General features: G+C 71.2%; 9 protein-coding genes and 1 pseudogene. 4 read left to right on the top strand and 6 right to left on the bottom strand.

The window, feature by feature from the left end; translation table 11 throughout:
• Positions 1-131: 131 nt before the first annotated feature.
• Together V8690_RS15120 and V8690_RS15115 are read left to right on the top strand one after the other, a co-directional pair.
• Positions 132-2291, top strand: coding sequence for a glycosyltransferase family 39 protein (locus V8690_RS15120; RefSeq protein ID WP_338779223.1), 2160 nt, complete (start codon positions 132-134; stop codon positions 2289-2291).
• 267 nt (positions 2292-2558) lie between these two features.
• Entirely contained in the window at positions 2559-3197 is a 639-nt protein-coding gene (locus tag V8690_RS15115) for a hypothetical protein (protein WP_338779221.1), read from the top strand.
• A 38-nt stretch (positions 3198-3235) separates the two neighbouring features.
• Here the strand turns inward: V8690_RS15115 and V8690_RS15110 are convergent.
• From V8690_RS15110 to V8690_RS15100, 3 genes and pseudogenes are all read right to left on the bottom strand, one after another.
• Positions 3236-4920, bottom strand: a pseudogene (locus V8690_RS15110) (thiamine pyrophosphate-binding protein).
• Positions 4917-5888 (bottom strand): agmatinase, encoded by a 972-nt coding sequence (gene speB, locus V8690_RS15105; RefSeq protein WP_338779219.1) that lies wholly within the window; start codon positions 5886-5888, stop codon positions 4917-4919. The pseudogene V8690_RS15110 and the gene speB overlap by 4 nt, the downstream one beginning before the upstream one ends.
• A gap of 56 nt (positions 5889-5944) precedes the next feature.
• Entirely contained in the window at positions 5945-7411 is a 1467-nt protein-coding gene (locus V8690_RS15100) for a sodium:solute symporter (protein ID WP_338779217.1), read from the bottom strand.
• A gap of 143 nt (positions 7412-7554) precedes the next feature.
• Here V8690_RS15100 and V8690_RS15095 point away from each other — a divergent pair, with 143 nt between their 5' ends.
• Positions 7555-9084: a PucR family transcriptional regulator ligand-binding domain-containing protein gene (locus tag V8690_RS15095; protein ID WP_338779215.1), complete on the top strand. Its 1530-nt coding sequence runs from the start codon at positions 7555-7557 to the stop codon at positions 9082-9084.
• Between the two features lie 42 nt (positions 9085-9126).
• Here the strand turns inward: V8690_RS15095 and V8690_RS15090 are convergent, their stop codons facing one another.
• Complete coding sequence (locus tag V8690_RS15090; RefSeq protein ID WP_338779214.1) at positions 9127-10347, bottom strand: transposase; 1221 nt, start codon at positions 10345-10347, stop codon at positions 9127-9129.
• Between the two features lie 289 nt (positions 10348-10636).
• Between V8690_RS15090 and V8690_RS15085 the strand changes: the two genes are divergently transcribed.
• The gene (locus V8690_RS15085) at positions 10637-11425 is read left to right on the top strand and encodes a phosphatase (protein WP_184984017.1); all 789 of its coding nucleotides are present in this window, start codon (positions 10637-10639) and stop codon (positions 11423-11425) included.
• Here V8690_RS15085 and V8690_RS15080 read toward each other — a convergent pair.
• Together V8690_RS15080 and V8690_RS15075 are read right to left on the bottom strand one after the other, a co-directional pair.
• Complete coding sequence (locus tag V8690_RS15080; protein ID WP_338779211.1) at positions 11418-12299, bottom strand: acyl-CoA thioesterase II; 882 nt, start codon at positions 12297-12299, stop codon at positions 11418-11420. The genes V8690_RS15085 and V8690_RS15080 overlap by 8 nt on opposite strands.
• Before the next feature lie 34 nt (positions 12300-12333).
• Positions 12334-13491 (bottom strand): acyl-CoA dehydrogenase family protein, encoded by a 1158-nt coding sequence (locus tag V8690_RS15075; RefSeq protein WP_338779209.1) that lies wholly within the window; start codon positions 13489-13491, stop codon positions 12334-12336.
• Positions 13492-13598 lie beyond the last annotated feature (107 nt).

Genomic DNA, 13598 nt, shown 5'->3' with positions numbered 1-13598 from the left:
ATCGGGACGGAGTAAAGGTTGTGCGACTTGGCGAAGGTTTGTGCGAGTCGTTACCGGGCGCTGTGTGGTTTCACAGGAAAGCACCAGCTTCGGCACAGCGGCCACAAACCAGCGCTGCCCACGATGCTGAGGTGACATCTGCCACCGAATCCCAGCTCCGCACCGCCGCGCCGCCCTCACCCCCGCCGGGGGACAGTGCCGCCCCGCGCTGGTCGCTCCCCGTGCTGCTCGCGATCCTCGCCCTGGCGGCGGTGCTCTACTCGTGGAACCTCTCCGGCTCCAGCCTGAACAGCTTCTACAGCGCAGCGGTGCTGAGCGGCACGCAGAGCTGGAAGGCCTGGTTCTTCGGCTCGTTGGACGCCGGGAACTTCCTCACCGTCGACAAGCCGCCGCTCGCGCTCATGGTCATGGGCCTGTCCTGCCGGGTCTTCGGTTACGGCACCTGGCAGATGATGGCGCCGATGGTCGTGGCCGCGCTCGCCACGATCTGGATCCTGCACGCCTCCGTGAAGCGGGTGTTCGGGCACGTGGCGGCGGCCGTCGCGGCCCTCGTCCTGGCCCTCACTCCGATCACGGTCGCCATCAACCGGGACAACAACCCCGACACGCTTCTGGTGTTCCTGATGGTGTCCGGCGCGGCGCTCGCCCTGCGCGCTGTGCGCAACGGGCGGCTGCTGCCGCTGCTCGGCTCGGCGGCCTGCTTCGGACTCGCCTTCAACACCAAGATGCTCCAGGGGTACATCGCGCTGCCCGCCGTCTTCGCCGTGTACGTGTACGCGTCCCGGCTCGGCTGGCGCAAGAAGGTCGTGAACCTGGCCCTGGCCGCCGTGGTACTGGCCGTCTCCAGCTTCTGGTGGGCCGCAGCCGTGTCGCTGGTCCCGGCCTCCGAACGGCCGTACATCGGCGGTTCCACGGACGGCACCGCCTGGAACCTGATCATGGGCTACAACGGCCTCGGCCGGATCCTCGGCGGCGAGGGCAACGGCGGAGGCGGTGGCGGCGGTGGCTTCTCCGGCACCGCCGGTCTCGGCCGGATGTTCAACGACATTCTCGGCGGGCAGATCTCCTGGCTGATCCCCTTCGCGGGCATCGCGCTCGTCGGCGGACTCGTCCTGTGCGGGCGCGCTCCGCGTACGGACCTCACCCGGGCCGCGCTCGTGCTGTGGGGCGGCTGGACCGCCCTGCACTACCTGACGTTCGCCCTGGCCGAGGGCACGATGCACCCGTACTACACGACCGCGCTCGCCCCGGGTGTCGCGGCGCTGTGCGGAGGCGGCGGTGTGCTGTTGCTGCGGGCCTTCCGTACGGACCGGCGGTGGGTGTGGGTGCTGCCCCTCGGGCTGGGTGTCACGGCTGTGTGGGCGGCGGTGCTGCTGCGGCGGGCCTCCGGCTGGAACACCTGGCTGTGGCCTTCGATCCTGGTCGTCATGGCCCTCGCCCTCGTGGGCCTGTTCGTCTTCCGCTCCGGCGTCTCGGGGCTTCGGCTGCGGATGCTGGCCGTCTCCGTGGCAGCGGCTGTGGTCGCGGCGGTGGCGGGACCGGCCGCGTACGCCTGGTCCGTGCCGTCCGGGGCGGGCAGCGGCGGCATGGGCGGTACGAACCCGACGGCGGGCCCGTCGACGGGCAGCGGCTTCGGCGGGCCCGGGGGCGGCAGCGCCGGAGGCCGGGGCTTGCCGGGCGGCGGCTCGGGCGGGCCCGGCGGTGGGGCGATGCCGGGTGGCGGGGCTCAGCAGGGTGGTAACGCCCAGGCGGGCGGCGGCTTCCCGGGGGGTGAGGCGCCCTCCGGTGGGCAGGACGGACAGAGTGGGCAGAGCGGTCAGGCCCCCGGCGGGACCAGCGGCTCCGGCACCAGCGCACAGCCCGGCGGCACGGGAGGTGCACCCGGAGGCATGGGCGGAGGCGCCAGCAGCGAGCTCGTCTCCTACCTGAAGAAGCATCAGGACGGCGCCAAGTGGCTGCTGGCCGTGTCCAGTTCGCAGAGTGCCGCCCAGCTCATCGTGAGCAGCGGGGAGCCCGTCATCTCCATGTGGGGCTGGTCCGGCAGCGACAAGGCGATGACGCTGGCCAAGCTCAAGGAGCTGGTGAAGAAGGGCGAACTGCACTACGTCCAGCTCGGCGGAGGCATGGGCGGCGGCCCGGGCGGCAACTCCTCCCTCAGCTCCGAGGTCACCACGTGGGTGCAGAAGCACGGCACGGCCGTGAAGGTCTCGGACTCCGACTCCAATTCCAACTCCTCGTCGCAGTCGAGCCAGTCGACGGTCTACCGCCTGGACCCGTCCGACGTCGGCTGATCCCCCGCAATACCGGCGAACGGCCCCCGACCTCTCGGTCAGGGGCCGTTGCCCGTCCCTGCCGTTCCACTGACCCCTGCGGAAACTCTTGACGCCGTCTTCCCCACCGGGATACTTGCGGTCGACAGCGCGCCAACTGCCGCGTCAGTGACGGGACTTCGCTGCATCCGATCTGATGTCGACAGTGACTTCACATGTCCGAGATCCCGAACGCCGTACGAAGTCTCGCAAGCTTTGTCACGGCCACCCCCCACAGGAGGATCCGCAATGAGCCGACGCAAGGCGTCCCGCACGGCACTCGTAGCCGCCCTGACCGCCGCACTCCTGGCCGGCCCCGCCGTCGCCCAGGCCGCCACCCCCCAGGCCGCCCCTCAGGTCACCCCCCAGACCGCACCCGCCCCGGCCCGCGACCGCGCTGCCGCGGCCACCATCACCTGGTCCCTCGTACGGGCGAGCAACCCCACCGAGGACCAGCGCACCGCCTACGACGCCATCACCCGGGCCATGAACGCGGCGGTGGCCCGCTACAACAACCTCAGCGACCTGGGCAAGACCATCACCGTCCGCTACGAGCCGGGCGTCCCCACCGCCGACGGCAACATCAACGGGACCATCCGCTTCGGCAGCAACCGCAGCTACATGACCGAGCGGACGGCCCTGCACGAGATCGCCCACACCATCGGCGTGGGCACCAGCTCGGGCTGGTCCCGACTCGGCGGCAGCGGCACCTGGACAGGCGGGCAGGCGACCGCGCTGGTCAGGCAGTACGACGGATCCGGAGCGAAGATCTCCACCGGCGGCGGCCACTTCTGGCCCTACGGCCTGAACTACGAGAACGAGATGTCGAACACGGCGGCCGACCGCCACGTCCACATCGTCGCCGCGATGGTCCGCGACGGCCTGTAGGAACCTCGCACCTCCGCCCGATTGGGCCGTGCCGGCGCTCAGTCCAGGTGCGTCGGCGCGAACATCCGCAGCACGGCCGGGAGCAGGACCACCGAGGGCCCCGGCGACGCGAGTTGCCTCGCGAGGTCCTGCTCCAGGTTCTCCGGGGTCGTACGGACCCCGGGGACGCCGAAGGACTCCGCCAGCGCCACGTAGTCCGGCCGGGTCAGTTCCGTCCCGGTCGCCTCGCCGAACGCGTCGGTCATGTACTCACGCAGGATGCCGTAGCCGCCGTCGTCGACGATCAGCCAGGTGACGTTCAGGCCGTACTGGCGGGCCGTCGCCAGCTCGGCGATCGAGTACAGGGCGCCGCCGTCGCCGGAGACGGCGAGGACCGGCCGGGTCGGATCGGCCACCGCCGCGCCGAGTGCCGCCGGGAAGGCGTAGCCGAGGCCGCCCGCGCCCTGTGCGGAGTGCATGTGGTTGGGGCCCTTGGCGTCGAAGGCCGACCAGGCCCAGTACGCGAGGATCGTCATGTCCCAGAAGGACGGGGAGTCGGCGGGGAGTGCCGTGCGGACGGACGTCAACACCTCCTGCTCCAGGGTGAGTTCCTGCGCGGCGATGCGTTCGGCGACCTTCGCGAGCAGCGCGCGGACGCGCTCCGGCGCAGTCGGGTCCTCCCGCTCGGAGACCGTCTCCAGCAGCGCCTGCAACGCGAGGCGGGCGTCGGCGTGGATGCCCAGGGCCGGGTGGTTGGACTCCAGCTTGCCGAGGTCGGCCTCGATCTGGATGACCCGGCCGCGCGGCTTGAACGTGTGGTAGTTCGAGGAGAGTTCGCCGAGTCCCGAGCCGACGACGAGGAGTACGTCCGCGTCCTGAAGGAAGTCCGTGGTGTGGCGGTCCTCGATCCAGGACTGGAGGGACAGCGGGTGCGTCCAGGGGAAGGCGCCCTTGCCGCCCGGCGTCGTGACGACCGGCGCCTGGAGCGTCTCGGCCAGCTGACGCAGTTTCTTCGACGCGTCCGCCCGGACCACACCGCCGCCCGCGATGATCGCCGGACGGGCCGCCTTCGACAGCAGGTCGGCGGCCACGGCGGTCAGTTCGGGGCGGGGCGACAGCTCCTCGGGGAAGGCGTCGCCGCCGGTCACCACCGGGATCGCCGTCTCGGCGAGCAGCACGTCCTGCGGGATCTCCACCCACACCGGCCCGTGCGGGGCGCTCAGTGCCGACTTCCAGGCCGCCTCGATGGCGGACGGGATCTGTGACGGGGTGCGAACGGTGTGGACCGACTTCACCACGCCCCGGAACGAGGCCGCCTGGTCGGGCAGTTCGTGGAGATAGCCGTGGCGGCCGCCGCCGAGCCCGGCCGTCGGGACCTGGCTGCTGATCGCGAGGACGGGTGCGCTGGCCGCGGCCGCCTCCTGGAGCGCCGCCAGCGAGGTCAGCGCTCCCGGCCCCGTCGACAGCAGCAGCGGCGCCGCCTCACCCGTGATCCGGCCGTACGCGTCCGCCGCGAAACCGGCGTTGTTCTCCACCCGCAGGCCGACGTACCGGAGGTCGGAGCGGCGCAGGGCGTCGAACATGCCGAGCGCGTGCTGGCCCGGCAGTCCGAACACGGTCGTCGCGCCCAGCCCGGCCAGCGTTTCCACGACCAGGTCTCCGCCGGTGCGGCCGGGGGAGGGTTCAGGGCGGCCTCCGTCTGGGCGGGCGTCGGGCGGAGCACCAGGTCGTGGTCGTGGGTCACTGCGCGCGGGCCTCTGCAATCTGGCGGGACATGATCGTGGTCAGTTCGTACGCCGTGTGGGACGCGGCCACCGACGTGATCTCCGCGTGATCGTACGCGGGGGCCACCTCGACGACGTCCGCCGAGACCAGGTTGCAGGACGCCAGCCCGCGAAGGATCTCCAGCAGCTCGCGCGAGGTCATGCCGCCGGCCTCGGGCGTGCCCGTGCCGGGGGCGTGGGCCGGGTCGAGGCAGTCGATGTCGATGGAGATGTACAGCGGCCGGTCGCCGATGCGCTGGCGCAGCTGGTCGGCGACCTCGTCGGCACCGCGCCGGTAGACGTCCGCCGAGGTGACGATGCCGAAGCCCATCTTCTCGTCGTCGGTCAGGTCCTGCTTGCCGTAGAGCGGGCCGCGCGTGCCGACGTGGGACAGGGCGGAGGTGTCGAGGATGCCCTCCTCCACCGCGCGCCGGAACGGAGTGCCGTGCGTGTACTCGGCGCCGAAGTAGGTGTCCCAGGTGTCGAGGTGGGCGTCGAAGTGCAGCAGGGCCACCGGGCCGTGCTTCTTCGCCACCGAGCGCAGCAGGGGCAGCGCGATGGTGTGGTCGCCGCCGAGGGTCATCAGGCGGGCGCCCGAGCCGAGCAGGTCGTCCGCGGCGGCCTCGACGGTCTCGACGGCCTCGTTGATGTTGAACGGGTTCACGGCGATGTCGCCGCCGTCCGCGACCTGGGCGAGGGCGAACGGGGAGGCGTCCTGCGCCGGGTTGTACGGGCGCAGCAGCCGGGACGCCTCACGGATCGCGTTGCCGCCGAAGCGGGCGCCCGGCCGGTACGAGACACCCGAGTCGAACGGCACGCCCACCACGGCGACATCGGCCCGTCCGCCGACCTCGTCGAGCCGGGGCAGCCGGGCGAAGGTCGCGGGACCGGCGTACCGCGGGACGCGGGAGGAGTCGACGGGCCCGCGGGGAGTCTCGTTGCTGCTCATGGGGAAATGCCTTCTTTCCTACGCTTCATCGCGTATGTACTGCTTGCCCTATGACTTTACTGGGAAGCCGGGACCGGTTCGGACGCGAGTTCGGGGGAGCCCCCGGCGAGCCGCTCGCGCCAGGCGGCCAGGACGGCGGCGTCGGTGGCGGGAGTCGCCAGGGAGACGATCGCGTACGCGGCGAGCGAGGCGAGCAGGCCGTAGTAGACGGGCTCGTTGGCGAGGATGCCGTGGGTCGCCATCAGCACGGTGACCGCGAGTCCGCCGGTCGCGACGGAGGCGAGGGCGCCGTACACCGTGCCGCGCTTCCACACCAGGCCGCCGAGGATCGGCACGAGCAGTCCGCCGACGAGGAGGTTGTAGGCGACGGTCAGGGCCTCCACGACGTTGTCGATGGCGATGGCCGTGGCGATCACCGCGAGGCCCATGAGCAGGATGAAGGCCCGGTTGCCCTTGACCTCGTCGTGGTCGTCGGGCGGCGCACCCTTGCCGATGCCCCGCAGCCGGGACCAGATGTCGTTGTTGGCGACGGTGGCGCAGGCGATCAGCGCGCCGGAGGACGTGGACATCACGGCGGCCAGGGCTGCGGCCAGCACCAACCCCCGCACTCCGACGGGCAGTTCCTCCTTCACGATGGTCGCGAAGGCGTCGTCCGCGCTGCCGAGCTTCGGGTACAGCACCCTGGCCGCCGTGCCGATGACGGCACCGGCGAGGGCGTACGCGAGGCAGTAGGTGCCGGCGACGGTCCCGCCCCACCTGGCGGTCCGGTCGCTGCGGGCGGTGAACACGCGCTGCCAGATGTCCTGCCCGATGAGCATGCCGAAGGTGTAGATCAGTACGTAGGTGAAGATCGTCTCGCCGCCGATGCCGAGCGGGTCGAAGTAGCCGGTGGGCAGCTCGGCCTTCATCGCGGCGAAGCCGCCCGCCTTCACGACGGCGATGGGCAGCAGCAGGAGCAGCACGCCGATGGTCTTCACGACGAACTGCACCATGTCCGTCAGGGTGATCGACCACATCCCGCCGAGGGTGGAGTAGGCGACGACGATCGAGCCGCCGAGGACGATCGCGAGCGTGCGGTTGATGTCGAACAGGACATCGAAGATCGTGGCGTAGGCGATGGTAGAGGTCACCGCGAGCATGAGGGTGTACGCCCACATGACGACACCGGAGATGACGCCGGCCCGGCCCCCTCCGTACCGCAGGTCGAGCATCTCGGAGACGGTGTAGACCTTCAGCCGGGCGATGCGGGCGGAGAAGAAGACGGAGAGCACGAGCAGGCCGAGGCCGATGGTGAAGACCATCCAGGCGCCGGACAGGCCGTACTGGTAGCCGAGCCCGACACCGCCGATGGTGGAGGCGCCGCCGAGGACGATCGCCGCCATGGTGCCGGAGTACATGGCCGGGCCGAGCCGGCGGCTGGCCACCAGGAACTCGCTCTTGGACCGGGCGCGGCGCATGCCCCACCAGCCCATGGCGAGCATGCCGGCCAGGTAGACGACGATCACGAGGTAGTCGACGGCCATGGGGCCTCCTTCGCGCACGCACGGGGCGCAGGGCTCGGTCGTGGGGGACGAGGTTGACGAGCACTGACCCTAGGTGGCCGGAAAGCGACTGCGAAGTGTACGTTTCATCCATATGAGCGGCGATGGCTGGAGGGAACGCACACATGCCGGATTCGACGGTTCCCCCGACGCCTCCCGTCCCTCTCTCCGCTCTCCTGGCCCGCGAGGACCTGGCCCTGCGCCGGATCGCCGGTCCGGACGACCCCGGCACCGTCGTCCACTGGGTGCACACCTCGGAGATGACGGACCCCTATCCGTACCTGCTGGGCGGGGAACTGCTGCTCACCGCGGGCGTGCACATCCCCGAGGCGGCGGGGTCCGGCACCTACTTCGACGACTACGTGTCCCGGATCGTGGCGGCGGGCGGCGCGGCCCTGGGCTTCGGGGTGGCGCCGGTGCACGACACGGTGCCGAGGGCGCTGGTCGCGGCGTGCGAGAGGTACGGCCTGCCGCTGCTGGAGGTGCCGCCGCAGACCACCTTCTCGGGCGTGGCCCGCGCCGTCTGGCAGCTCATGGCCCAGGCCCGCCTGTCCGAACTCCGCCGCGTCACGGAGGCCCAGCAGAGCCTGGCCTCGGCCGCCTCCCGCCCCGACCCGGTCCCGTCGGTCCTCCGGCAGCTCGCCCAGCGGCTGGGCGGGTGGGCCGTGCTGTACGGGCCGGAGGGGGCGGAGATCGCGGGGGCGGGTCGGAAGCCCGGGGAGGATGCGGGCTCGGCGCTGGCGGAGCTGGCGCGGGTGGTGCGGCCGGCGGACGCGGGGGCTCCGCCCACACCCCACTCCCCACCGACGTCCTCCCTGACGAACCGCCCCCACCCCACCTCCGCCGCCGACACCGTCTCCGGTACACACCTCGCCGCCTACGCCCTCGGTGCCGGGCGCGGCTTCGTGCTCGGGGTGGCCGCCCCGGGGCGCGCGCCGGGGGATCACACCATCGTGTCCGTCGCCGCCGTGCTGCTGTCCCTCCTCACCGCGGAACAGCAGAGCGGTACGGGTGCCGCCCGTTCCTCCGCGCTGGTGCGGCTGCTGCTGGGGGCCGCCCCCGAGGACGTCGCACCGCTGCTCGGTGACGGGCGGCCGTGGGTCGTCGTGCACGCCCGTCCGGACGGGGAGGGCGCGCAGGTCGTACCCGACGCCGTCGCGGCCTCCGCGCTGGGTGCCGCGCTCGGGTCCGCCCTGGTCGACCCGGCGGGCGACGTCGTACGGGTCCTGGTCCCGGCCGACCGGGCACCGGACCCGCTACCGGGCTGGACCCTGGGCGTCAGCGCCGCCGTCGCACCGGGGGACTGGCCCGCCGCCGACACCCAGGCGGCCCGCGCCCTGGCCCGGGCCCGCGCCACCCGCGTCCCGCTGCTCCGGCACGCCCCGCGCCCCGCCCTCGCCGACCTGGTCCCGCCCGGGGAGGCGGCGGCCCACGCCCGCACCCTGCTCGCGCCCGTCACGGCCCATCCCGCGCTCCCCGAGACGCTGCGCACCTGGCTCTCCCTGCACGGCAGTTGGGACCGCACGGCCGTCGCCCTGTCCGTGCACCGCAACACCGTGCGGCAGCGCATCGCCCGGTGCGCGGCCCTGCTGGAGGCCGACCTCGACGACCCGGACGTACGCATGGAACTCTGGTTCGCGCTGCGGCACATCTGAGTACTTGAATCCTCCCCTCCTCGAAGGGAGGGGACTCCTGGCTCAGGCCGCCTCCTGGAGCAGCGCTCCAGGAGGTCTTCCGCCATCAACGCCAGCCGGGTTGAGACCAGCCCGGAGGAGCATCACGCGTGCGGAGTTCTTGTCTCGTGGGGACACGGTCCCGCATGCGGTGCAGGTGTAGGTGCGCTCACTCAGCGGCAGTGCGTGCTTGGCTCTCGCAGCGCAGTGCGCACAGTCCATCGTGGTGTGCGCGGGGTGGACCAGGTGGATGTTCCGCCCGTGCTTGCGGCCCATTTCGAGCAGAGCGGCCTTGGTGGCGCCGATGGCGGCGTCCGCGGCCTTGCGGGCCATGGTGGTCCTGGCGAGGAACTTCGGGCGGAAGTCCTCTTCAGCGACGGCGTCGTGGTCGCGGACCACCTTCTTGGCCCACTTGCGGGCGGTGTCCGCACGCTGTCTGGCGGCCTTCTTGTATGCCTTCGCCCGTAGCTTCTTCGCCTCGCGGTAGCCCTTGGATGCCGGTTGTCCCTTCTTTGGCCTGCGGCGGGCCATCATCCGGTCGTACCGGGTCAGCTTCTTCTGGACCTTCTTGCCGTGCTCGGCGTGCGGCAGATCGTGCGCGTCGGATGTGGTCGTCGCGGTCTCCTTCACGCCCCGGTCGACACCGAGTACTCGACCGGTCCGAGGCAGCGGCTGCACCTCGGCGGGGACGACGAACGAGCAGTACCAGTGGCCGAGGCTGTCCTGGAACACGCGCACCGAGGACGGCTCAGCCGGCAGTTCCCGCGACCACACCACCCTCGCCACGATCCCGCCCGCCAGATACAGACGGCCGTCCTGCAATCTGAAGCCGCGCCGCGTGTAGTTCAGGGTCGGCAGCGCCTCGCGTTTGGTCCTCCACTTCGGCATCCCGGCCCGCTGCCATACCGGCAGGCGTTGCTGCATGTCCTTGTGCGCCTTGGCGCGGGAGCGGCCGAAGTCGCGGATGACCTGCTGCTGGACAACCGACGAGCCCTTACGCAGCCACGGCGTCGTCCGCCGTGCTTCGGTCAGGATCCTGTCGAGTAGCGCCGGGCCGCACGTCTGTTTCCCCCCGGTCGCCTTGTTGTGCAGGTACACGGCCTTGCACTTGGCTACACACTCGTTCCACACCCACCGGCACCGGTCCCACTCCGCCGCAAAGGCCGTGCGGGCAGCGGACGACACGCGCAGCCGGTAGGTGTAGCGGGCATGCCCGGCTTCCGCAGCCACCCCCACCTGCGCCATCTCGCCCCTCACGGTTTCCGCCCGAACGACAGGGCATCCTGAATCTCCCGACGACCATGAGTACGACCGCCGCACAGACGTGCCCAGATCTCACGGCACCACCCTGACCGGCGACAACAGGCACACGCGTTCGCATCGCCTTTGATGCGCGCCGGACAGCGGCATGAGTGCCCCCTTTCTGAACCGAATACGGCAACGCTCCACGTCGCAACACCCGGAGCAGGTGACGCACATCCCAGGTAGCGATATGCCAGGGACACCCACAAGGGGCTGCTCCACAATGGTTGTCATGCCGATACCCGGGACACCCAGCCGCGCCGAACTCGTCGACCACCTCGTCAGGACGCGTATCGCGGGCGATGTCGCCACCCCCCGCGAGAACAACCTCTCCCACTACCGCAAGCTGGCGAACGCCGACCGCCACTACTGGTTCGGCCTGGAACTCGGCGACCGCTGGAGCGACGAGCAGGACGTCCTCGCGGTGATGGCGGAACGGGTCGGCGTGAACGACGACCCCGAGTACCGGTACGGACAGGACACCATCGACCCGGAGCTGACCGTCGCCGGTCTGGAGCGGCTCGCCGGCCGGCTGCGCAAGGCGGCGGACGGGCAGCAGCGGGTCCTGTTCGCCACCGGTCACCCCGGCGGCCTGCTCGACGTGCACCGCGCGACCGCGGCGGCCCTGCGCGCGGCCGGCTGCGAGATCGTCGTCATCCCGGACGGGCTGACGACGGAGGAGGGCTACGTCATGCAGTTCGCGGACGTGGCGGTGCTGGAGCACGGTGCCACCCTGTGGCACACCCACTCGGGCGAGCCGATGAAGGCCATCCTGACCGCCATGGAGCGCGAGGGCCGCCCGCTGCCCGACCTGGTCGTCGCCGACCACGGCTGGGCGGGCTACGCGGGACAGCACGGCGTGGACTCCGTCGGCTACGCCGACTCCAACGACCCGGCTCTCTTCCTCGCCGAGGCCGAGGGCACCGTGCAGGTGACGGTGCCCCTCGACGACCACGTGGTCAGTCCGCGCCACTACGACCCGATGACGGCCTACCTGCTGGCGGAGGCGGGCCTCAGCTAGCGCCCGGCTCGCGCGGGACGCGGACCACGCCCTCCTGGATCACCGTGATGGCCAGCCGCCCGTCCTGCGTGTAGATACGGGCCTGTCCCAGTCCCCGGCCGCCGTACGCGGACGGGGACTCCTGGTCGTAGAGCAGCCACTCGTCGGCGCGGAACGGCCGGTGGAACCACATCGCGTGGTCGAGGGAGGCCCCGACGACGTCCCCGACGGCCCAGCCGCCCCGCCCGTGCGCGAGCAGCACGGAGTCGAGCAGCGTCATGTCGGAGACGTAGGTGGCGAGGACGACGTGCAGCAGGGGATCGTCGGCGAGCTTGCCGTTGGTCCGGAACCACACCTGGGAGTGCGGCTCGCGCGGCTCGCCGAACTTTCCGTACGGCGGCTCGTCGACGTAGCGCAGGTCGACGGCGGCCCGGGCCTCCAGGAACTTGTCGACCACGACAGGGTCGAGATGGCCGTACCCGCGCAGCCGTTCCTCGCCGGTGGGCAGCGTGACGGGGTCGGGCGCGGACGGCATGCGTTCCTGGTGGTCCAGCCCGTCCTCGTACACCTGGAAGGACGCCGAGAGGTGGAAGATCGGCTTGCCGTGCTGGACGGCGACCACCCGGCGGGTGGTGAAGGAGCGGCCGTCGCGGATCCGGTCGACGGTGTAGACGATGGGCGCGCCGGGGTCGCCGGGGCGCAGGAAGTACGCGTGGAGGGAGTGCGCGGGCCGGTCCTCGGGGACCGTGCGCCCGGCGGCGACGAGTGCCTGGGCCGCGACCTGCCCGCCGAAGACCCGGGGGACGACGGCGGACCGGGACCGGCCGCGGAAGATGTCCTCCTCGATCTGCTCCAGGTCGAGCAGATCGAGGAGGTCCTGTAGTGCCTGACTCATGCGACTGTTGTACCGGCCACTGATTGCGGTCGGCTTACAGGCCCATGTCCTTCGCGATGATCGTCTTCATGATCTCGCTGGTGCCGCCGTAGATGCGGTTGACGCGGTTGTCCGCGTACAGGCGGGCGATCGGGTACTCGTTCATGTAGCCGTAGCCGCCGTGCAGCTGGAGGCAGCGGTCGATGACGCGGTGGGCGACCTCGGTGCAGAACAGCTTCGCGGAGGCGGCCTCGGCGGGGGTGAGCTCACCGGCGTCGAGGGCCTCGGTCGCGCGGTCGGCGACGGCCTCGGCGGCGTCCACCTCGGCCTGGCAGGCGGCCAGCTCGAACTTGGTGTTCTGGAAGTGGGCGACCGGCTTGCCGAAGACCGTGCGCTCCTGCACGTACTGCTTGGCGAACCGCACGGCGGCCTTGGCCTGGGCGTAGGCGCCGAAGGCGATGCCCCAGCGCTCGGAGGCCAGGTTGTGGCCCAGGTAGTAGAAGCCCTTGTTCTCCTCGCCGAGGAGGTCCTCGACGGGCACCTTGACGTCGACGAAGGCCAGCTCGGCGGTGTCGGAGGTCTTCAGGCCGAGCTTGTCGAGCTTGCGGCCGACGGAGTAGCCCTCGGACTTGGTGTCGACGGCGAAGAGGGAGATGCCGTGGCGGCGGTCCTCGGCGGTCGGGGCGGCGGTCCGGGCGCAGACGATCACGCGGTCGGCGTGCACACCGCCGGTGATGAAGGTCTTGGCGCCGTTGAGGACGTAGTGGGTGCCGTCCTCACTCAGCTTGGCGGTGGACTTCATGCCCGCGAGGTCGGAACCGGTGCCCGGCTCCGTCATCGCGATGGCCCACATCTCCTCGCCGGTGACGAACTTCGGCAGGTAGCGCTTCTTCTGCTCGTCGGTGGCGAGCATCTTGATGTAGGGCAGGGCGAGCAGCACGTGCACGCCGGAGCCGCCGAACTGGACGCCCGCGCGAGCGGTCTCCTCGTAGAGCACGGCCTCGAACTTGTGGCTGTCCAGGCCGGCGCCGCCGTACTCCTCGGGGACGTTGATCCCGAAGATCCCCAGCTCGCCGAGCTTGTAGTAGAAGTCGCGGGGCGCCTGGCCCGCCGCGAACCACTCGTCGTACACGGGTACGACCTCGGCCTCGATGAAGGCGCGCAGGGTCTCCCGGAACGCCTCGTGATCCTCGTTGAACACCGTACGGCGCACGCCGCCACCTCCACGGACCATTGCTGTCTAAGCGCTTGCTCAGACCAAGATACCGGCGAGTATCAATCACCGTCCAGGGTGGGGGCGGGGTAACGCTCGTCACGCCA

Origin of the sequence: Streptomyces sp. DG1A-41, assembly GCF_037055355.1 — a bacterium.
Lineage (GTDB): Bacteria > Actinomycetota > Actinomycetes > Streptomycetales > Streptomycetaceae > Streptomyces.
The sequence above is the reverse complement of the archived record's forward strand: the minus strand, read 5'-3'. Positions and strand labels throughout refer to the sequence as shown.